General features: G+C 73.2%; 17 protein-coding genes and 2 rRNA genes. 9 read left to right on the top strand and 10 right to left on the bottom strand.

The window, feature by feature from the left end:
- Window positions 1–29: 29 nt before the first annotated feature.
- Window positions 30–2,792 (bottom strand): preprotein translocase subunit SecA, encoded by a 2,763-nt coding sequence (gene secA / locus ACIRVF_RS20980; protein ID WP_402819689.1) that lies wholly within the window; start codon window positions 2,790–2,792, stop codon window positions 30–32.
- Between the two features lie 242 nt (window positions 2,793–3,034).
- Between secA and ACIRVF_RS20975 the strand changes: the two genes are divergently transcribed.
- Together ACIRVF_RS20975 and ACIRVF_RS20970 are read left to right on the top strand one after the other, a co-directional pair.
- Window positions 3,035–3,592 (top strand): GNAT family N-acetyltransferase, encoded by a 558-nt coding sequence (locus tag ACIRVF_RS20975; protein WP_402819686.1) that lies wholly within the window; start codon window positions 3,035–3,037, stop codon window positions 3,590–3,592.
- A 62-nt stretch (window positions 3,593–3,654) separates the two neighbouring features.
- Window positions 3,655–4,878, top strand: coding sequence for a winged helix-turn-helix domain-containing protein (locus tag ACIRVF_RS20970; RefSeq protein ID WP_402819683.1), 1,224 nt, complete (start codon window positions 3,655–3,657; stop codon window positions 4,876–4,878).
- A gap of 72 nt (window positions 4,879–4,950) precedes the next feature.
- Here ACIRVF_RS20970 and ACIRVF_RS20965 read toward each other — a convergent pair whose 3' ends face one another.
- Both ACIRVF_RS20965 and hpf read right to left on the bottom strand, forming a co-directional pair.
- A complete protein-coding gene (locus tag ACIRVF_RS20965; protein WP_030283947.1) occupies window positions 4,951–5,709 on the bottom strand; it encodes a response regulator transcription factor in 759 nt (252 codons plus the stop codon).
- A gap of 232 nt (window positions 5,710–5,941) precedes the next feature.
- The gene (gene hpf, locus ACIRVF_RS20960; protein WP_402819680.1) at window positions 5,942–6,637 is read right to left on the bottom strand and encodes a ribosome hibernation-promoting factor, HPF/YfiA family; all 696 of its coding nucleotides are present in this window, start codon (window positions 6,635–6,637) and stop codon (window positions 5,942–5,944) included.
- Between the two features lie 365 nt (window positions 6,638–7,002).
- Between hpf and ACIRVF_RS20955 the strand changes: the two genes are divergently transcribed.
- Window positions 7,003–7,725 carry a ComF family protein gene (locus tag ACIRVF_RS20955; RefSeq protein ID WP_402819677.1) on the top strand — a complete coding sequence of 241 codons (723 nt, stop codon included), beginning with the start codon at window positions 7,003–7,005 and terminating at the stop codon, window positions 7,723–7,725.
- An 85-nt stretch (window positions 7,726–7,810) separates the two neighbouring features.
- On the opposite strand, the gene ACIRVF_RS20950 is transcribed toward ACIRVF_RS20955, so the two are convergent.
- The 3 genes from ACIRVF_RS20950 to mtrA form a co-directional block, all read right to left on the bottom strand.
- Entirely contained in the window at window positions 7,811–9,691 is a 1,881-nt protein-coding gene (locus tag ACIRVF_RS20950) for an LpqB family beta-propeller domain-containing protein (RefSeq protein WP_402819674.1), read from the bottom strand.
- Window positions 9,666–11,648, bottom strand: coding sequence for an MtrAB system histidine kinase MtrB (gene mtrB, locus ACIRVF_RS20945; protein ID WP_402819672.1), 1,983 nt, complete (start codon window positions 11,646–11,648; stop codon window positions 9,666–9,668). Before mtrB ends, ACIRVF_RS20950 begins: the two co-directional genes overlap by 26 nt.
- A 124-nt stretch (window positions 11,649–11,772) precedes the next feature.
- Window positions 11,773–12,450 carry an MtrAB system response regulator MtrA gene (mtrA, locus tag ACIRVF_RS20940; RefSeq protein WP_030283937.1) on the bottom strand — a complete coding sequence of 226 codons (678 nt, stop codon included), beginning with the start codon at window positions 12,448–12,450 and terminating at the stop codon, window positions 11,773–11,775.
- 288 nt (window positions 12,451–12,738) lie between these two features.
- Here mtrA and ACIRVF_RS20935 point away from each other — a divergent pair, with 288 nt between their 5' ends.
- The 5 genes from ACIRVF_RS20935 (at window position 12,739) to ACIRVF_RS20915 (ending at window position 18,205) form a co-directional block, all read left to right on the top strand.
- On the top strand, window positions 12,739–13,893 hold the full coding sequence (locus ACIRVF_RS20935; protein WP_402819670.1) for a hypothetical protein: 1,155 nt from the start codon (window positions 12,739–12,741) through the stop codon (window positions 13,891–13,893).
- A gap of 5 nt (window positions 13,894–13,898) precedes the next feature.
- A complete protein-coding gene (locus ACIRVF_RS20930) occupies window positions 13,899–14,606 on the top strand; it encodes a DUF4129 domain-containing protein (RefSeq protein ID WP_402819668.1) in 708 nt (235 codons plus the stop codon).
- Window positions 14,603–15,802, top strand: a complete 1,200-nt coding sequence (locus tag ACIRVF_RS20925) for a DUF4350 domain-containing protein (protein ID WP_402819667.1) — start codon at window positions 14,603–14,605, stop codon at window positions 15,800–15,802. The genes ACIRVF_RS20930 and ACIRVF_RS20925 overlap by 4 nt, the downstream gene beginning before the upstream one ends.
- A gap of 26 nt (window positions 15,803–15,828) precedes the next feature.
- A complete protein-coding gene (locus tag ACIRVF_RS20920) occupies window positions 15,829–16,809 on the top strand; it encodes an AAA family ATPase (protein WP_402820201.1) in 981 nt (326 codons plus the stop codon).
- 85 nt (window positions 16,810–16,894) lie between these two features.
- Complete coding sequence (locus ACIRVF_RS20915; RefSeq protein WP_402819665.1) at window positions 16,895–18,205, top strand: DUF58 domain-containing protein; 1,311 nt, start codon at window positions 16,895–16,897, stop codon at window positions 18,203–18,205.
- Window positions 18,206–18,208: 3 nt separating this feature from the next.
- On the opposite strand, the gene ACIRVF_RS20910 is transcribed toward ACIRVF_RS20915, so the two are convergent.
- Together ACIRVF_RS20910 and ACIRVF_RS20905 are read right to left on the bottom strand one after the other, a co-directional pair.
- Complete coding sequence (locus tag ACIRVF_RS20910; RefSeq protein WP_402820198.1) at window positions 18,209–19,366, bottom strand: RNA polymerase sigma factor; 1,158 nt, start codon at window positions 19,364–19,366, stop codon at window positions 18,209–18,211.
- 23 nt (window positions 19,367–19,389) lie between these two features.
- Window positions 19,390–19,809, bottom strand: coding sequence for a YciI family protein (locus tag ACIRVF_RS20905; RefSeq protein WP_402820195.1), 420 nt, complete (start codon window positions 19,807–19,809; stop codon window positions 19,390–19,392).
- A 103-nt stretch (window positions 19,810–19,912) separates the two neighbouring features.
- Here ACIRVF_RS20905 and ACIRVF_RS20900 point away from each other — a divergent pair, with 103 nt between their 5' ends.
- Window positions 19,913–20,038 carry a hypothetical protein gene (locus ACIRVF_RS20900; protein WP_402819663.1) on the top strand — a complete coding sequence of 42 codons (126 nt, stop codon included), beginning with the start codon at window positions 19,913–19,915 and terminating at the stop codon, window positions 20,036–20,038.
- A gap of 6 nt (window positions 20,039–20,044) precedes the next feature.
- On the opposite strand, the gene rrf is transcribed toward ACIRVF_RS20900, so the two are convergent.
- Window positions 20,045–20,161: ribosomal RNA gene (gene rrf, locus ACIRVF_RS20895) — 5S ribosomal RNA — on the bottom strand.
- An 82-nt stretch (window positions 20,162–20,243) separates the two neighbouring features.
- Window positions 20,244–20,336, bottom strand: a 23S ribosomal RNA gene (locus ACIRVF_RS20890); the annotation flags it as partial.

Raw genomic sequence — 20,336 nt, 5'->3', positions numbered from 1 at the left:
GGCGCCCTGCGTTGCGCGCTGTGCGTGGCTCAGACCTTGCGGCGGCGGCCCTTGGCGGACTTGGCGGCCTTGCGGCGCTCGGCGCGGGTCATCCCGTCGCCCTCGTCCTCCGGCACGGTGTCCTCGAAGTCGCCCTCGACGACACCGCCGCCGACCTCGTCCGAGGGGGCCGTGTAGTGCAGCCGCTGCGGCTTCGGGGCCTCCAGGCCCTTGGCCTTGATCTCCGGGCGGGCGGTGTCCTTCTCCAGCTTGTCGAGCACCACCTCGGCGTCCTCGACCGGGACCTCCTCGACCTGCTGCTCGACCTGGACCTCCAGGTTGAACAGGTAGGCGACGGACTCCTCCTTGATGCCCTCCATCATCGCGGTGAACATGTCGAAGCCCTCGCGCTGGTACTCGACCAGCGGGTCGCGCTGCGCCATGGCCCGCAGGCCGATGCCCTCCTGGAGGTAGTCCATCTCGTAGAGGTGCTCGCGCCAGCGGCGGTCCAGCACCGACAGCACCACGCGCCGCTCCAGCTCGCGCAGGATCTCCTCGCCAAGCTGGTCCTCGCGGGCGCCGTACTGCGCCTGGATGTCCTCCTGGACGACCTTGATCAGGAACTCGGGGGTCAGGCCGGACGGACCGCCGACCTCCTCCTCCAGCTCCGCCAGGTCCAGGGTGATCGGGTAGAGCTGCTTGAACGCGGTCCAGAGCTTGTCGAGGTCCCAGTCGTCCTCGAAGCCCTCGCCGGTGGCCGCCTTGACGTAGGCCTCGACGGTGTCGTCCATGAAGTGGCCGACCTGCTCCTGGAGGTCCTCGCCCTCCAGGACGCGGCGGCGCTCGCCGTAGATGACCTCGCGCTGGCGGTTGAGCACCTCGTCGTACTTCAGGACGTTCTTGCGGATCTCGAAGTTCTGCTGCTCGACCTGGGTCTGCGCGGAGGCGATCGCGCGGGTGACCATCTTGGACTCGATCGGCACGTCCTCGGGCACGTTGGCCATCGAGAGCACGCGCTCGACCATGCCGGCCTTGAACAGGCGCATCAGGTCGTCGCCCAGCGACAGGTAGAAGCGGGACTCGCCCGGGTCGCCCTGACGGCCGGAGCGGCCGCGCAGCTGGTTGTCGATCCGGCGGGACTCGTGCCGCTCGGTGCCGAGGACGTAGAGGCCGCCGGCCTCCTTGACCTCCTCCTGCTCGGCCTTGACCGCGGCCTTGGCCTTCTCCAGCGCCTCCGGGAACGCGGCCTCGTACTCCTCCGGGTTGTCGCTCGCGGAGAGCCCGCGCTGGGCCAGCTCGGCCGCCGCGAGGTGGTCCGGGTTGCCGCCGAGCATGATGTCGGTGCCACGGCCGGCCATGTTGGTGGCGACGGTGACGGCGCCCTTGCGGCCGGCCTGCGCGACGATCTGGGCCTCGCGCTCGTGGTGCTTGGCGTTCAGCACCTCGTGCGGGATGCCGCGCTTGCGCAGCTCCTGGGACAGGTACTCGGACTTCTCGACCGACACGGTGCCGACCAGCACCGGCTGGCCCTTCTCGTGCTTCTCGGCGATGTCCTCGACCACGGCGGCGAACTTGGCCGGCTCCGACTTGTAGATCAGGTCGGGCTGGTCGATGCGCAGCGGCGTCTTGTTGGTCGGGATCGGCACCACGCCGAGCTTGTAGATCTGGTGGAACTCGGCGGCCTCGGTGGTGCCGGTACCGGTCATGCCCGCCAGCTTGTCGTACAGCCGGAAGAAGTTCTGCAGGGTGATGGTGGCCAGGGTCTGGTTCTCGTTCTGGACCTCCACCCCCTCCTTGGCCTCGATCGCCTGGTGCATGCCCTCGTTGTAGCGGCGCCCGGCCAGGATGCGGCCGGTGTGCTCGTCGACGATCATGACTTCGCCGTTCATGACGACGTAGTCCTTGTCCTTCTTGTACAGCTCCTTGGCCTTGATGGCGTTGTTCAGGAAGCCGACGAGCGGGGTGTTCACCGACTCGTAGAGGTTGTCGATGCCGAGGTAGTCCTCGACCCGGGTGACACCCTCCTCCAGGACGCCGACGGTGCGCTTCTTCTCGTCGACCTCGTAGTCGCGGTCGATCTTCAGTCGCAGCACCAGCTTGGCGAAGTCGGCGTACCACTTGGTCGCCTGGTCCGCCGGGCCGGAGATGATCAGCGGGGTGCGGGCCTCGTCGATGAGGATCGAGTCGACCTCGTCGACGACCGCGAAGTTGTGGCCGCGCTGGACGAGTTCGTCCTTCGACCAGGCCATGTTGTCGCGCAGGTAGTCGAAGCCGAACTCGTTGTTCGTGCCGTACGTGATGTCCATCGCGTACTGGCGCTTGCGCTCGGCGGGCGTCATGTTGGCCAGGATCACGCCGACTTCGAGGCCGAGGAAGCGGTGCACCCGGCCCATCCACTCCGAGTCGCGCTCGGCGAGGTAGTCGTTGACGGTGATCAGGTGGACGCCCTTGCCGGTCAGCGCGTTCAGGTACGCGGGCAGGGTGCCGACGAGGGTCTTGCCCTCACCGGTGCGCATCTCGGCGACATAGCCGAGGTGCAGGGCGGCGCCGCCCATGAGCTGGACGTCGTAGTGCCGCTGGCCGAGCACGCGCTTGGCGGCCTCGCGGACGGTGGCGAACGCCTCGGGGAGGATGTCGTCCAGCGTCTCGCCGTCCGCGAGCCGCTGCTTGTACTCGTCGGTCAGCGCGCGCAGCTCGGCGTCGGTGAGGTTGACGAAGTCCTCTTCGATGGAGTTGACCTGGGCAGCAATCCGCTGCAGCTTGCGAAGGATCTTGCCTTCGCCGGCGCGCAGGATCTTGTCGAAGACGGACACTTGGGCGGGCTCCTTGCCTGTATTGGCACTGGACGACTGCACGGCGGGTCCACCCCACCGCACGGGCCATCGTATGCGAGGAGTCCAAGGCGCCGGGAGGTGCGTCAGCACGGTATTCCCGTGTCACCCGCGCGTGCACATGGATCGATAGCACCGTCCACCGGGGCAAATCGGTCGGCGGGCCGAGGAGTTGGCCGACCATTCGGATGCCCGCATTCCCCTCACGGGGAAATAATCCGCCCATGGAACAGCCGCGAAGCGAACTCGTCACCCTCACCACCGACCGCCTGGTCCTGCGGGCCCCGCGGGAGTCGGACGTCGACGCGGTCTTCGCCGCCTGCCAGGACGCGGAGATCCAGCGCTGGACGGTCGTCCCCGTTCCCTACCGCCGCGAGGACGCCGAGTTCTTCGTCCGCACCCTGGCCCCCGCGGGGCTGGCCGCGGGCACCGAGTACATCTGGTGCGTGGTCGAGCGCGGGACGGGACGCCTGGTCGGCACCCAGGCGGTCGTGCGCAAGCCCGGCGACCCGAACGCCGCCTCGGTCGGCTGGTGGACGGCGAAGGAGCAGCGCGGCCGCGGCTACACCGTCGAGGCGGCCCGCGCGGTCGCCCGCTGGGCGCTCACCGACCTGGGGCTGCGCCGCCTCCAGTGGCTCGCCTACGTCGGCAACGAGGGCTCCCGCGCGGTCGCCGAGCGGGTCGGCTACCGCCCGGAGGGCACGCTGCGGTCGTACGCCGAGCAGCGCGGTGTCTTCCACGACGCCTGGATCGCCTCGATGCTCCCGTCCGACCTGGACTGAGCACCCGGCCCGCTCCCCGGGGCCGGGGCCCGCTGTCAGTGCCCCCGGCTACGCTCGCCGGCATGACCGCCGCCGCTGCCGACCACACCCCCGTCACCGTCCTGAGCGCCGACGACGCCCGCCGGATGGCCCTGCGCGCCCAGGGGCTGCTGGGCGCGCCCGACCGCCGGGGCGGGGTGCGCGGGGTGCTGCGGCACCTGGGCGCCGTCCAGCTGGACACCATCTCGGTGCTGGCCCGCTCGCACGAGCTGGTGCCGTACGCCCGGCTCGGCGCGGTCGGCCGCCCGGCGGTCGAGGCGGCCTACTGGGGCGCGGGCACCAGCTTCGAGTACTGGTCGCACGCGGCCTGCATCCTGCCGGTCGAGGAGTGGCCGCTGTTCGCCTTCCGTCGCCGCCGCTACCGCGCCCGCGGCCACCTCTGGGGCCACCAGGTCGCGCCCGAGACGTACCGGGCGGTGCTCGACCAGCTGCGCGCCGAGGGGCCGTTGACCTCCACCGAGCTCGGCGGTGCCAAGCGGACCGCCGAGTGGTGGGACTGGTCCGACACCAAGATCGCCGTCGAGCGGGCGCTGGCCTTCGGCGACGTGGTCTGCACCGAGCGCCGGGGCTGGAAGCGGGTCTACGCCCTGGCCGAACAGGCGATCCCCGACGCCCTGTTCGGGCAGGAGCGGTCCGACGAGGAGTGCGTGCGCACCCTGGTGGCCCAGGCGGGCGCCGCGCTCGGCGTGGCCACCCGGGCCGACCTGCTGGACTACCACCGGCTGCGCGCCGAGGAGTTGGACCCGGTGCTCGCGGACAGCGGCCTGGTCCCGGTCCAGGTGGCCGGCTGGGGCCCGGGCGGCACCGCGGCGGCTGCCTGGGCCGACCCGGCCGCGCTCGCCACCACCCCGCGCGGGCGCCACCGCACCACCCTGCTCTCGCCGTTCGACTCGTTGATCTGGGACCGCGCCCGCACCGAACGGATCTTCGGCATGACGCACCGGCTGGAGGCCTACACGCCCAAGCACAAGCGGGTGCACGGCTACTTCGCGATGCCGCTGCTGGCCGGCGGCCGGCTGGTCGGCCGGGTCGACCCGGCCCGCGAGGGGCACACCCTGGTCGCCCGGCAGGTCTCACTGGCCGACGCCCGGGGAGCCGGCGCCCGGGGAGGCGGCGCCCGGCACCTGGAGGCGCTGGCCGCCGCCCTGCGCGAGGCGGCCGCCTGGGTCGGCTGCGACGGGGTGCGGGTCGAGGCGCTGCACGACGAACGGCTGCGCCCGGCCCTGGAGAAGCTGCTCGCCGATTAGGGGCCCGCCGGACAGGCCCTGGCCCGCGGGACGGGCGAACGGCGGGGGCCGCCGCTCGCCCGGTGGCGCCGCTCACCCTATTTCGAGGATCTTCTCCCGCATCGCGTACACCACGGCCTCCATCCGGGAATGCAGTTGGAGCTTCTCCAGGATGTTGCGGACGTGGTTCTTCACGGTGTTCTCGCTGATGAACAGCTCCTTGGCGATCTCCCGGTTGTTCATCCCGGTCGCCACCAGCTTGAGCACCTCCAGCTCCCGGTCGGTGAGCCGGGGCGCGGGCACCAGGTCCCGGTCGTCGGAGCGCCGCTGGATCATCGACTTGAACTCGGTGAGCAGCTTGGAGGCCATCGACGGGCTGATCTGCGACTGCCCGTCGGCGACCGCGCGGATCGCGGTGGCGACCTCGTCGGTGGAGATCTCCTTGAGCAGGTAGCCGGTGGCCCCCGCCTTGATCGCCTCGTAGAGGTCGGCCTCCTCGTCGCTTATCGTCAGCATGATGATCTTGGTGCTGGGCGCCACGTCCTTGATCGCCGTGCAGGCCTCGATCCCGCTGCGGCGCGGCATCCGGACGTCCATCAGGATGATGTCGGGCAGCAGGTCGGCGGCCTTCAGCACGGCCTCGGCGCCGTCCCCGGCCTCGCCGACGACCTTGATGTCCGGCTCCTCGGCGAGCACGATCTCCAGCCCCCGGCGGAACAGGGCGTGGTCGTCCACCACCAGGACGCGGATCGGCTCACCCCGGTGCGGCGCGTACGCGGGTTCCTCCTCCGGCCCCGGTGGCAGTCCGGCGCCCGGCCCCGCTGCGGGCCCCAGCCCGAAGTGATCCCCCATCCGCTCCTCCCCCTTCGCGGGTCGACGTGCGCCCAATCATTCCACGCCCCGCCCTCGCCGCGGTCACCCTCCGATGCCGATTCCCCCGCATCGGGTGACCCCCGGAGGCAAGGGATCGGAGCACCGTTCGAACCCGTCCCACCGGGTGCGCCCGAAACGGGCGGAACGCCCCGAAACGCCGGTGGCCCCGGCGACTGCCGGGGCCACCTCTCCGTCACTGCTGTCGGGACGGTCAGTCCTCGTCGTCGGACCGGCCGATCGCACCGCCCGCACCGCTGGCCACGCCGGCCGCCATGTCCGGCTGCACGTGGATGACACCGTAGTGGTAGCCGTGCCGGCGGTAGACGACGCTGGGCAGGCCGCTGTCCTTCTCCACGAAGAGGTAGAAATCGTGGCCGACCAGCTCCATCTCGTAGAGCGCCTGGTCCAGCGCCATGGGGGCGGCCGAGTGCGTCTTCTCCCGGACCACCAGCGGGCCTTCGCCCTCCACTTCCAGGGATCCCATCATGGTCTTGCGGACGGCCCCGTTGGTCTCGCCCTCCCGCGCCGTCGTGTCCGGCAGTGCGGCCAGGGCCGCGGTCGCCTCGGCGACGCTGATCGGGGTGCGGCCGTTGGCGCCGCCCTTGTGCACCCGACGCCGGTCAGCCGACTTGCGCAGCTGCGCGTCGAGCTTCGCCGCGGCCAGGTCGAGCGCGGCGTACGCGTCGGCGGCGGCGGCTTCGGCCCGGATCACCGGGCCCCGGCTGCGAAGAGTGATCTCCACGCGGTCCGACCGGTCGGCCTGCCGCGGGTTGTGCTCCTTGGACACCTCGACGTCGAGGCTGATCACCTTGCCGTCGAACTTCTGGACCTTCTCCAGCTTCTCGGCCACGTGCTCGCGGAACCTCTTGGGCACCTCGGTCTTGCGGCCCTTGACGACGATGTCCACGCAGAACTCCGATCCCTCGTGCTGACGCCGATCCGGGTGCTACCGGACCGGACTGAGCTCCAGCTGGACCAGCCCATCCACTGCCGGCCCCCGCCCGCCGCCAGCGGCGGAACGACTGGCCCTCATCTCACTTCCTCCCCATCAGGGACGGTTGAAACCCCCTGGAGCCTTATCGAACACCTCACGGGGAGTTTTCGCCTCCCCGGGCGAGATGAGGGGTATGACCCGATACTGCGGGCTGGCGGTCAAACTGTTGCACCCTGTCTACCCTCCTGTGGGTGAAGCGGCAGTAAATACCTGGACAACGCCCCCCATACGGCGCATCCTTTGCTGACTCTCCGTGCCTGCCGCCGCCAGGAGCAGCCGTGCCTCCGCCCCCTTCCCCCGCCCTTCCGCCGTCCGTACGGACACCGTTCGGCCACGCACTGGCCGGCCTGCTGGACGTCCTGCTCCCCGCGAACTGCGCGGGCTGCGGTGCCGAACGCACCCAGCTCTGCCCGGCCTGCCGGCACGCCCTGGCCACCGCCCGCCCCGGCCCCACCCTGCTGCCCTGGGCGCACGCCGCCGCGCCGTACACCGACCCGGTGCGCCAGTTGCTGCTCGCGCACAAGGAGCGCGGCGCGCTGCGGCTGGCCGGGCCGCTCGGCGAGGCGCTCGGACGGGCGGTGCGCTCCGCCCTCGGGGCCCGGGCCGGGGCCGCGCCGCTGCTGCTGGTGCCCATGCCCTCGGTCCGCGCGGCCGTGCGCGCCCGCGGCCACGACCCGACGCTGCGGCTGGCCGGGGCCGCCGCCCGGTCGCTGCGGCGGGCCGGCCTGGACGCCAGGGCCGCGCCGCTGCTGCGGCACGCCCGTCCGGTCGCCGACCAGACCGGACTGAACGCCGCCGAGCGGCGGCGCAACCTGCACGGCGCGCTCACCGTCCTGCCGCGCGCCCGCGGCGGCCTGGCCGGCCGTCAGCCGGTCCTGGTGGACGACCTGGTGACCACCGGGGCGAGCCTGGCCGAGGCCGCCCGGGCGCTGGCCGACGCCGGACTGCCCGCCCGGGCCGCCGCCACGGTGGCGGCCACCGCGGTGCAGCCGGCCGGCTGAGGGCCGGTCGGGGGCACGGCGGCGCGCCGGCGGCCGGCCCGCCGGTTCAACCCGCCGGTCCGGCCCGCCGGTTCAGCCCGCCGGTTCAGCCGACGTAGAAGTACGAGCGGGCCTTGTCCACCAGCTGGGCTTCCCGCCACTGGTTGCTGACCAGCCGGTAGACCGTCCCGCCCGCCACCGCGAGCACCGGCCACGGCTGGGCCAGGAGGTATCCGCGGGACTCCGCCGACGAGATGGACTGCGGGGAGGACGGCAGGCCGTTGCCGGTCTGCAGCTGACTGTCCGTGCTCTGCGAGCCGTCGGTGCTGATGTAGTACAGCTGCTGGGGGCGGTCGGCCTCCTTGCCGAGCACCAGCAGCTGGTCGGTCTCCGTCCAGGACACCGAGGTGACGTCGGTGAGCGAGGGGGCACCGGGGCGCACCGAGATGATCCTCGCGGTCGGCGCACCCGGCGTGCCGCCGTGCTCCACCAGCCCGAACTCCAGAGAACTGCCCGACACTCCGGCCGACTTGACCACCAGTGCGATCCGGGCGCCGTCCGAAGAGATCTTCACGGCCTGCACCGTCTGCCCGGCCAGCAGTCCCTCGACCGGCACGCCGTACGTCTTGCCGCCGCGCACCAGGACCACCCGCGGGGCCTGCGGGTTGCGGTCCACCACCCAGAGGTCCCCGCGGCCGTCCCAGGTCGGGGAGGCGAGGCCCTCGTCCTTGGCGCCGGCCTTCACCGGCGAGCTGAGCACCGGTTCGGGCATCGCCGTCGTGCCGGCCGCCAGCGGCACCGTGTAGAGCTGGTGGCCGTCGTCCGAGAGCGCGGCGGCCTGGGAGCCGTCCCGGCTGACCGCGACCGTGCCCAGCTGGGGCGTGCCGTTCGCGTGCGGCTTGCCGAGCACCCCGGGCACCGGGTCGCCGCTGCGGCCCTCGTCGGCCACCATCAGCGCGCCGGTGTCGGCGCGCTGGTAGTACTGCTGCGGGGGAACCCGGCCGGCCAGCGCGCCGGGGCCGACGGCCTGGTCGTCGTTGCGGCTGGCCGTGCAGGAGCCGCCCTGCCCCTTCAGCTCCAGCCGGTCGATCTGTCCCTTCCCCTGGTCGGCGAAGGTGTAGTAGAGCTGGGTCGCCATCCGGCGGCAGGCCGTCGCGTCGCCCAGGTCCGGCCCGCGGAGCTGCACGTGGGCGACCCGGCTGTCGTCGATGGCCACCTTGTCGACCGTGGTGCCGCCCGGGAAGGCCGTCCGGACCACCGGCGCGAGCCAGTGGGAGGGCCCCGCGACCAGCGCGTTGGCGGCCGCGGTCAGCGGGTCGATCCGGCGCCGCAGGTAGATCGGGTCGGCGACCAGCACCTCCTGGCCGCCGGGACCGGAACCCGGCACGGACGGGTCGGGGGCGGTGTAGAAGAAGCGCTCGACCTGCCGGAAGCTGTTCCGGAAGTTGGTCTCGTTCATGATCACGCCGGCGGGCAGCTGGGCGATCCGCCACTCACCGTCCTCCCGCGTGAACGTGAAGTCCAGGACCTTGTTGTTGTTCTGCCCCGCCACCATCACGTACGAGCGCTTCTCGTCGACCGTGGCCAGCAACTGCCCGGACACCGTCTCGGAGTACTCGGTGTCCTTGTCGTTGACGACCTGGTCCGGCGCGATCTGCGTGGCGGAGAGCACCTGTATGCCCGCGTCCGGGTTCCAGGTCGCGGCGGCGTGCTCGGTGAGGTACTTGCGCGCGGTCTCGTACCCCTCGTCCGCGGTCACCGCGTCCAGGAACCCGGTCAGCAGCTCGCGCGGCTTGGCGCCCTTGGTGGGCGCCACCGGGAACACCCTGGCCTGCAGGTTCTTGTCGGCCGAGCCCTGCGACAGCTCCACCTTGGTGATGCCGCCGGAGTCCGGCATGGCCGCGCAGCCGCTCGCCACCAGGGCACCGAGCACCGCGCCGGCCACCGCCACGAGCCGCGGCTCAGTCCTGTTGCTCGTCCTTCGCACGCTGCGACCCCTCCAGGTCCGTCCCACCCGTCGCGTCCGGTTCCGCCGTCCGCTGTGCCACCGACGGCCGTCCCGGCGTCGGGTCCACCATGACCTGGGCGCCGGTGGCGCCGTAGCCGGCCCCCGCCGTCCGCACGTCCGAGGGGTCCGAGCGCGGGCCCTCCGGCAGCCGGTTGCGGCCCAGCCCGGGGCCGATGTTCAGCACCCCGCCGAGCCCGCTGCCCAGCCCGTTGCCGGCCCCCTCCGGCGCCTCGCCCTGCTCCTCGGCGGCGGCCATGGCCGTCGACCCGGCCGGCGCGATCGCCCGGCGGTACGGCGTGCCGTACGCGCCCAGGCCCCGGTTGTTGCGGGAGTCCTCCGGCTCCAGCCGGAACGGCGCCCGGTTGATCTCGCCGCCGCGGGTGCGCGGCAGGGTCAGCCGGAAGTGCGAGCCGCCACCGGGCTCGCCCCAGGCCTGGAGCCAGCCGCCGTGCAGGTGGGCGTCCTCGACCGCGATGGACAGGCCCAGGCCGGTGCCGCCGGTGGTGCGCACCCGGGACGGGTCCGCCCGCCAGAAGCGGTGGAACACCCGGGACGCCTCGCCCGGTTTGAGGCCGATGCCGTAGTCGCGCACGCCGACCGCGACCGCGCCGTCCGCCGAGCCCAGCCGGACCACCACGTCGCGGCCCTCGCCGTGCTCCAGCGCGTTGACCACCAGGTTGCGCAGGATGCGCTCGATCCGGCGGGAGTCCACCTCGGCCAGCACCGGCTCGCCGTCACCGCGGATCACCACGGTGCTGCCCTTGGCCTGGGCCAGCGGGTCGGCGGCCTCCACCACCCGGCCGACGATCTCGCGCAGGTCGACCGGCTCGGCGTCCAGGATCGCGGCGCCGGCGTCGAAGCGGCTGATCTCCAGCAGGTCGGCCAGCAGCGACTCGAAGCGGTCCAGCTGGCCCTGCAGCAGCTCCGCCGAGCGGGCCGCCATCGGGTCCAGGTCCTCGCGGCTGTCGTAGATCAGATCGGCGGCCATCCGGACCGTGGTCAGCGGGGTGCGCAGCTCGTGCGAGACGTCCGAGACGAAGCGCCGCTGCACCCGGGACAGCTCCTCCAACTGGCGGATCTGCGCCTGCAGGGCATTGGCCATCCGGTTGAAGGACTCCCCGAGGCGGGCGATGTCGTCCGTCCCGGTCACCTTCATCCGTTCTTCCAGGTGCCCGTCGGCGAGCCGCTCGGAGATGCCGGCGGCCATCCGCACCGGGGTCACCACCTGGCGCACCACGACCCAGGCGATGCCGCCCATGAGGATCACCACGAAGACGCCGGCGGTCGCCAGGGTGCCGGTGATCAGGTTGAGGGTGTCGGTCTCCTGGCCGAAGGAGAACACGTAGAACAGCTGGTAGCTGGTGTTGGCCGGGCCGACGAACTGCATGCCGAGGGCCAGTCCGGGCTCGCTCTTGCCACCGCCCTCGGGCGAGCGGTGGATCCGGGTCGGCTGGTCGAACATCTGGCCGGGCTCTTCGATGAGCTTGGCGCGCAGGGTGTCCGGGACGCTGCTGGGCTGGATGTCGCCCGAGTAGCGCGGCGCGAAGCCGGCGCTGTCGGGGACGACCGCCCCGGTGCCCGGGGCCATCGCGATCACCGAGTAGACCGTCTGCCCGCTCGCGGCCAGGTCGTTGACCTGGCGCAGCAGCCAGGTGCCGGTCTCGCCGGTGCTCGGGTCGACGGCGCCCCGCAGGTTCTGGTCCCGGGCCTCGTCGATCTTCTTCTGCTCGACCTGGAAGCCGATCCGGGCCTGCGCCCGGGCGGCGTCGATCTTGGTGTCGAGCAGGCCGTTGCGCACCTGCGCCACCACGACCACGCCCAGCACCAGGACCACCGCGATGGAGGCCAGCAGGGACACCGCGACCACCCGGACCTGGATCGACCGGTGGTACAGCACGGCCACCTTGCGCGCGGGCCGACGGAACTGACGCTTCATCAGGCCGAAGATCCCGGAAGGGCCGCGACGGCGGCGGGTGGTCGAACTCAGCACGTCCCCGCGCACGGAGCCCGCCCCGTCGGTCGCGGAACCCGACGGGGTGCCCTCAGCCCGGTCCGTCACGTCAGCTGGGTCCGGCCTTGTAGCCGACGCCGCGGACGGTCACCACGATCTCGGGGCGCTCCGGGTCCTTCTCGATCTTGGAGCGCAGTCGCTGCACGTGGACGTTGACCAGGCGGGTGTCCGCCGCGTGGCGGTAGCCCCAGACCTGCTCCAGCAGCACCTCGCGGGTGAACACCTGCCAGGGCTTGCGGGCCAGCGCGACCAGCAGGTCGAACTCCAGCGGGGTCAGCGGGATGCTGCGACCGTCCCGCTTCACCGAGTGGCCGGCCACGTCGATCACCAGGTCGCCGATGGTCAGCTGCTCGGGCGTCGGCTCCTCGGCGCGGCGCAACCGGGCGCGCACCCGGGCCACCAGCTCCTTGGGCTTGAACGGCTTGGTGACGTAGTCGTCGGCGCCGGACTCCAGGCCCACCACCACGTCGACCGTGTCCGTCTTCGCGGTCAGCATCACGATCGGGACGCCGGACTCCGCCCGGATCTGCCGGCACACGTCGATGCCGTCCCGGCCGGGCAGCATCAGGTCGAGCAGGACCAGGTCGGGCTTGCTCTCCCGGAACGCGGCTAGCGCCTTGTCCCCATCCGCGACGAAAAACGGCTCAAAACCCTCACCACGCAGCACGATGCCGAGCATCTCGGCCAGTGCGGAGTCGTCATCAACGACGAGGACGCGTCCCTTCATGCGTCCATCTTCTCATTACCGGATTGTGACCTGCCGCACAGCAGTGCCAATGCTCCACAACGGCCAACTCGCCGGCCGTCGAATTCCGGCCATACCGGGCGAATAGCCCTCGTCGGAGCGCCTCCGAACGGTCCGGAACCCGCCGTCCGACCCCCCGGTGGCCCCCGTTGCCGATCAGCAACCGGATACCCCTGGGGCGTCTCCGGGCCCCATGGCACGATGGGCGCTGCGCGCGGGCGGAAGATCCGCCCGGCTCCGCGCCCAGGACGGCCCCTCCGAGGAGCAGTGATGACCGACACCCCGGGCTGGGCCTCGCCCAGCTCGTCCGAGCCGCCCCGCGACGGCGCCCGGCCCCCGGCCGAAGCGCCCGCCGCCGTGCCCGGGCCGTCGGCACCCCCTCAGGCCACCCCCGGGTGGGGCGCCCAGTACGGACAGCCGAACCGCGGCGCGCAGCCCCCCGGCCGCGACCCGTACGGCTGGGACGCCGCGCGCAGCCCCCGGCCCGGCGTCATCCCGCTGCGCCCGCTCAGCGTCGGCGAGCTGCTCGACGGCGCCGTCACCACCGTGCGCCGGCACTGGCGCACCGCCCTCACCCTCTCGCTCGGCATCGCCGTCGTCGACCAGGCCGGCGCCTTCGTCGCCCAGCTGCTGGTCAAGGGCCGGACCGGCGCCTCCACCCAGCTCCTCACCCTGCTCGCCGGCATGCCGCTGACGCTGCTGCTCGACGCGCTCGCCGTCGCGCTGCTCACCATCGTGGTCAGCCGCGCCGTGCTCGGCCGCTCGGTGACCGCCGGCGAGGCCTGGCGCGACGCCCGGCCCCGGTTGCTGCAGCTGCTCGGGCTCACCGTGCTCACCACCCTGATGAGCGGCGGCGTGGTGGTGCTCGGCTTCACCCCGCTGCTCGGCTACCGGGCCGGCGGCGCCGACAACCCCGCGACCGTGTCCCTGCTGTTCCTGGTCGGCCTGCTGACCCTGCCGGTCGGCCTCTGGCTGCTGATCCGCTACAGCCTGGCCGCCCCCGCGCTGATGCTGGAGAAGCAGGGCGTGGTGACGGCGCTGTCGCGCTCGCGCCGGCTGGCCCGCGGCTCCTGGTGGCGGATCTTCGGCATCGTCCTGCTGAGCCGGCTCCTGGCCGGGATCGTCGGGGCCACCCTGGTCATCCCGTTCCGCTTCATCGGCCTGGTGCTGGGCTTCGGCTCCATCGACCGCTTCGGCGACTCCTCCCAGCAGTCCATCGGCATGATGGTGCTGACCGCCATCGCCGGGATCATCGCCTCCTCGCTGACCACCCCGTTCCTGGCCGCCGTCGGCGTGCTGGTCTACATCGACCAGCGGATCCGCCGCGAGGCCCTGGACATCGAGCTCACCCGCGCCGCCGCCACGCCCGAGCAGGGCGGCACCGGCGGGAACGGCCAGGCCGACCAGACCCCGGCGAGGCACTGAACCGGATGCCTATCTGGGGGGACAGGCTCCTCGCCGCCGCCGGCGCCCCGGTCACCGTTCCGCGTGACCCTGCCCGCGACGCCGCCCGCGACGAGCTGCTCAACGCCGAGTACCACAAGAACGACCCGACCGTCCTGGAACGCGTCGTCGACTGGATCTGGGACCACATCGACCGCGCCATGGGCAGCATCGCCGGCGACGGCACCGACGGCACCACCGGACTGGTGCTCTTCCTGATCGTCGCCGTGGTGATCGGCGCCGCCCTCTGGTGGCGCCTCGGCGCCCCCAAGCGCGCCGCCCGCACCGTCCTGGGCGTGTACGGCTCCGACGGCCCGCGCAGCGCCGACCGGTACCGCGCGGACGCCGCCGGGCACGCCGCCGCGGGCCGGTGGTCCGAGGCCGTCCGCGAGCAGATGCGCGCGCTGGTCCGGGCCCTGGAGGAGCGCACCCTGCTCGACGCCCGCCCGGGCCGCACCGCCGACGAGGCCGCCGCCGAGGCCGGCCGGGCCCTGCCCGAGCACGCCGCCGCGCTGGCCGCGGCCGCCCGCACCTTCGACGACGTCGCGTACGGCGAGCGCACCGCCGACCAGGCCGCCTACCAGTTGCTGCTGGACCTCGACCGGACGCTGGAACGCACCCGCCCGGTGCTCGCCCACGCCTCCGCCGCGGCCGCCGCCCCGACCTCGACCCCGACCCCGGGAGGAGCGGCATGACCAGCACCGCCCCTGCTCCGCCCGCCGCCGCGCCGACCAGCCTCGCCCCCACCGGGCGCCGCCTGGCCCGCCGCGCCCGCTGGTACCTGGTCTTCCTCGCCGTCCTGCTGGTCGCCGCCGTCGGCATCGCCGTCCTCAACCGCGGCCACCGCTACCCGCCGATCGACCCGCGCTCCTACGACGCCGACGGCTCCCACGCCGTCGTCGCCCTGCTCGAACGCCAGGGCGTCAAGGTCGACCTGGGCACCGACCCCACCACCGCCGCGAACGGCGCCGACACCCTGGTGCTGCCCGAGCCCGACCTGCTCAGCCCGGCCCAGCTGCGCGAGATCGCCGCCGCCCGGCACCAGCGGCTGGTCCTGATCGCCCCGGGCCCGGCCGCCCTCAACGCCCTCGCCCCCGGCGTCCGCACCGCCGACGAGGCCGGCGGAGTCCCGTTCGCGCCCGTCCGCGGCACCCAGCCGGCCTGCTCGCTCCCCGAGGCCCTCCGGGCCGGCAGCGCCGCCATGGGCGGGATGCTCTACACCAGCGGCAGCCGCGGCGACGGCTGCTACCCGCACGGCCGCGACTACCCGCTGGTCCGCACCCCGAGCGGGGGCGGCGACGTCGTCGTGCTCGGCAGCGGCCAGTTCCTCCGCAACGAGGAGCTCGCCGAGGACGGCAACGCCTCGCTCGCGCTCGGCCTGCTCGGCTCGCAGCCCCGCCTCACCTGGCACCTGCCCGACTACACCGCGCCGGTCGCCGAGGGCACCCAGCGCAAGTCCTTCGGCGACTACATCCCGAAGGGCTGGCACTGGGCCTTCTACCAGCTCGCCGTCGCCGCCGTGCTCGCCGCCCTCTGGCGCGCCCGCCGCCTCGGCCCGGTGATCAGCGAGAACCTTCCGGTGGTGGTCCGCGCCGCCGAGACCACCGAGGGCCGCGCCCGGCTCTACCGGCGGGCCAGGGCCCACGGCCGCGCCGCCGAGGCCCTGCGCCGCGCCGCAGCCCACCGCCTCGCCCCCGCCCTGGGCGTCCCGATCCAGGCCGGCGCCCCCGACCCGGAAGCACTCTGCGCGGCCGTCGCCGGCCGCCTCCCCGAACGACCCGCCGGGGACGTCCGGGCCCTGCTCTACGGCCCGCCCCCGACCGACGACGCCGCGCTGCTGCGGCTCGCCGACGACCTCGACGCCCTCGAAAGGCAGGTACGGAACCCGTGACCGAACAGGCGACCGCCCAGCTCCGCATCACCCCCGGCACGGCACCCGCCACCCCCGCCACCGACCCGCGCACCGCGCTGACCGCCCTGCGCGCCGAGATCGGCAAGGCCGTGGTCGGCCAGGACGCCGCCGTCACCGGCCTCGTGGTGGCCCTGCTCTGCGGCGGTCACGTGCTGCTCGAAGGCGTCCCCGGCGTCGCCAAGACCCTGCTGGTCCGCACCCTGTCCACGGCACTCAGCCTGGAGACCAAGCGCATCCAGTTCACCCCCGACCTGATGCCCGGCGACGTCACCGGCTCGCTCGTCTACGACGCCCGCACCGCCGAGTTCTCCTTCCAGCCCGGCCCGGTCTTCACCAACCTGCTGCTCGCCGACGAGATCAACCGCACGCCGCCCAAGACCCAGGCCGCCCTGCTGGAGGCCATGGAGGAGCGGCAGGTCACCGTCGACGGCGAGCCGCGCGCGCTGCCCGTCCCGTTCCTGGTCGCCGCCACCCAGAACCCGGTCGAGTACGAGGGCACCTACCCGCTGCCCGAGGCCCAGCTCGACCGCTTCCTGCTCAAGCTGATCCTGCCGCTGCCCGACCGCGACCAGGAGTTCCAGGTGCTGTCCCGGCACGCGTCCGGCTTCGACCCCAAGGACCTCGCCGCGGCCGGCGTCCGCCCCGTCGCCGGGCCCGAGCACCTCGCCGCCGCCCGCGAGCAGATCGCCGCACTGACCGTCTCCCCCGAGGTCCTCGCCTACATCGTCGACCTCTGCCGGGCCACCCGGCAGTCCCCGTCGCTGTCCATCGGCGTCTCCCCCCGCGGCGCCACCGCGCTGCTCGCCGCCTCGCGCGCCTGGGCCTGGCTCGCCGGACGCGACTACGTCACCCCGGACGACGTCAAAGCACTCGCCCTGCCCACCCTGCGGCACCGCGTCGCGCTGCGCGCCGAGGCCGAGATGGAGGGCGTCACCGCCGACTCCGTCATCCAGGCCGTCCTCGCCCAGACGCCCGCCCCCCGCTGACCCACGCCCACCGGCGTACCGGGCGACCCGCCGCCACCGAACCCCCGGCCCCTCCGACCACGGGCTTCCGAAGGAGCGCACCCGCATGGCCCTCACCGGGCGAACCGCCCTGATCGCCGCGCTCGGCGCGCTCCTCGTGGGCCTCCTGCTGCCCTCCTGGGCCGGAATCGGAGCCGTCACCGGCGCGGTCCTGCTCGCCGTCCTGGCCGACCTGGTGCTCGCCGCCCCCGTCCGCAGCCTGCGGATCGTCCGGGGCGGCGCCACCACCGTCCGCCTCGGCGACACCGCCTCCGTCGAACTGACCGTCACCAACCCCTCCGGACGGCCCCTGCGTGCCCTGGTCCGCGACGCCTGGGCCCCCTCCGCCTGGCGCCCCGGCACCGCCGAGACCGCCTCCCGGCACACCCTCACCGTCCCCGGCGGCGAACGGCGCCGCGCCGTCTCCCTGCTCGCCCCGAGCCGACGCGGCGACCACCACGCCCACCGGGTGACGGTCCGGTCGCTCGGCCCGCTCGGCCTGGCCGGCCGCCAGGGCTCCCACCACGTGCCCTGGACGGTCCGCGCCCTGCCCCCGTTCCACAGCCGCAAGCACCTGCCCTCCCGGCTCGCCCGGCTGCGCGAACTCGACGGCCGCACCTCGGTGTTGACCCGCGGCCAGGGCACCGAGTTCGACTCGCTGCGGGAGTACCTGCCCGGCGACGACGTCCGCTCCATCGACTGGCGCGCCAGCGCCCGCCGCAACACCGTCGCCGTCCGCACCTGGCGCCCCGAACGCGACCGGCACATCCTCGTCGTCCTCGACACCGGCCGCACCTCGGCCGGCCGCGTCGGCGACGCCCCGCGCCTGGACGCCTCCCTCGACGCCGCCCTGCTGCTCACCGCCCTCGCCACCCGCGCGGGCGACCGGGTCGACCTGCTCGCCCACGACGCCCGCAAGCGCGCCGCGGTCGTCGGCAGCTCGCCGAACGAGATCCTGCCGGCCTTCACCAACGCGATGGCCCTGCTGGAACCCGCGCTGCACGAGACCGACATGCGCTCCCTGGTCTCCACCGCGCTCAAGATGGCACCGCACCGCTCGCTGATCGTCCTGCTCACCGGCCTCGACGCGGCCCCCGTCGAGGACGGCCTGCGGCCCCTGCTGCCGCTGCTCACCAAGCGCCACGAGGTCGTCCTCGCCTCGGTCGCCGACCCGCACCTCGACGTGCTGGCCGCCGGCCGCGGCACCGTCGAGGCCGTCTACGGAGCCGCCGCCGCAGAACAGACCCGCGCCGACCGCCGCCACACCGCCGACCGCCTCACCCGGCACGGCGTCACCGTCCTGGACGCCCCGCCCGCCGGGATCGCCCCGGCCCTGGCGGACACCTACCTGGCGCTGAAGGCCGCCGGTCGGCTCTGAACCTCACTGCCTCCCAGGGGCGTTGAGCCGAACGTTGAGCCGGGCCGCCTGACGCGTCAGGTGGTCACGCTCGGCGAGGTTGGGCGCCCGCCGGGCCGCCTCGACGTACAACCGGGCCGCCGTCGCCAGGTCCCCGTCGCGCTCGTGGAGATACGCCGCCACCGCCGCGTACCTCGGCAGGGACTCGTCCACCGCCCCCAGCGCCGCCAGCCCGGCCCGCGGCCCGTCCGCCTCACCGACCGCCACCGCGCGGTTCAGCCGGACCACCGGACTGCCCGTCAACCGCACCAACTCGTCGTACCACTCGACGATCTGCACCCAGTCGGTCTCCCCGGCGGTCGGCGCGTCCGCGTGCAGCGCCGCGATCGCCGCCTGGGCCTGGAACTCGCCCAGCCGGTCACGGGCGAGGGCCGCCTGGAGGATCCCGACGCCCTCGGCGATCAACCCGCTGTCCCACCGGCCGCGGTCCTGCTCCGCGAGCGGCACCAGACTGCCGTCGGGCGCCGTGCGGCCGGGCCGCCGGGCGTGGTGCAGCAGCATCAGCGCCAACAGGCCCGCCACCTCGGGGTGGTCGATCGCCGCCGCCAGCTGCCGGGTGAGCCGGATCGCCTCGGCGGCGAGGTCGACATCGCCCGAGTAGCCCTCGTTGAAGACCAGGTAGAGGACCCGCAGCACGGTGGCGACGTCGCCCGGCCGATCGAACCGGACGGCGGACACGGTCCGCTTCGCCCGGCTGATCCGCTGCGCCATGGTCGCCTCGGGCACCAAATAGGCCTGGGCGACCTGCCGGGTGGTCAGCCCGCCGAGCGCGCGCAGGGTGAGCGCGACCGCCGAGGACGGCGTCAACGACGGGTGGGCGCACAGGAAGTAGAGCTGCAGCGTGTCGTCCGTCGCGGCCGCCGGCCCGGGCTCCGGCTCGTGGTCGACAAGGTCCTCCCGACGGCGGCGCGCGGTGTCCGCCCGGGTCGCGTCGAGGAACTTCCGCCAGGCGACGGTGACCAGCCAGCCCTTGGGATCCCGCGGCGGATCGGCTCCCCAGCCGCGAACCGCCTCGATCAACGCCTCCTGCACGGCGTCCTCGGCCGCCGCGAAATCTGCTCCGCGGCGGACGAGGATGCCGAGCACGGCGGGCGTGAGGCTCCGGATCAGGGCCTCGCCCACCGCGTGGCTTCCGTTGGCCTCCGTCATCGGAGATGGCACTCCGTGGTGGTCGACGGCATGGCCAGGAACGGACGCAGTTCGAGCCACTCGTGGATCGGCTTCCCCCCGGCTCCGGGAGCGGCCGACAGCTCTCCGGCCAGTTCGACGGCGCGCTCGTAGCTGTCGACGTCGATCACCATCCAGCCGGCGATGAGGTCCTTGGTCTCGGCGAACGGACCGTCGGTCACCGGCGGACGACCCTCGCCGTCGTACCGGACCCACGTCCCCTCGGGCGCGAGCGCCTGGCCGTCGACGTACTCGCCGGTCTTCTCCAGCCGGGCGGCGAAGTCCTGCATGTACGTGATGTGCGCCGTGACCTCCTCCGGCGTCCACTGGTCCATCGGCGTGCAGTTGACCGCGGTCGGAGCGCCCCGGTAGTGCTTGAGCAGCAGGTACTTGGCCATCGTCTTCTCCTCGGTGCTGATGCGACCCATTGTGGCCGCGTCCACCCCAGGGACGGAGCCGGTCACGGGTTCTCGACACGGCTGACCAAGATTTTTTCCGGACGTGACCGACCACGCCGGCCTCGCCGGCCTCGCCGGTCTCGGCTCGGTGACCGGATCCGGCGGCCGGACCTGGTGGTTCCGGAAATGCGAAAAGCCCCTGATCCGATTGGATCAGGGGCTTTTCTGAATGATTGTTCGGCGGCGTCCTACTCTCCCACAGGGTCCCCCCTGCAGTACCATCGGCGCTGTGAGGCTTAGCTTCCGGGTTCGGAATGTAACCGGGCGTTTCCCTCACGCTATGACCACCGAAACACTATGAAACTGTCAACCGCACCAACCCACACCAGGGTTGGGGTCGTTGTTTCAGAACAACACAGTGGACGCGAGCAACTGAGGACAAGCCCTCGGCCTATTAGTACCGGTCAACTCCACCCCTCACAGGGCTTCCATATCCGGCCTATCAACCCAGTCGTCTACTGGGAGCC

Source organism: Kitasatospora sp. NPDC101157, from assembly GCF_044768255.1.
Taxonomy (GTDB): Bacteria; Actinomycetota; Actinomycetes; order Streptomycetales; family Streptomycetaceae; genus Kitasatospora.
Note: the sequence above shows the minus strand (reverse complement) of the source record. Positions and strands in the feature narration are given on the sequence as shown.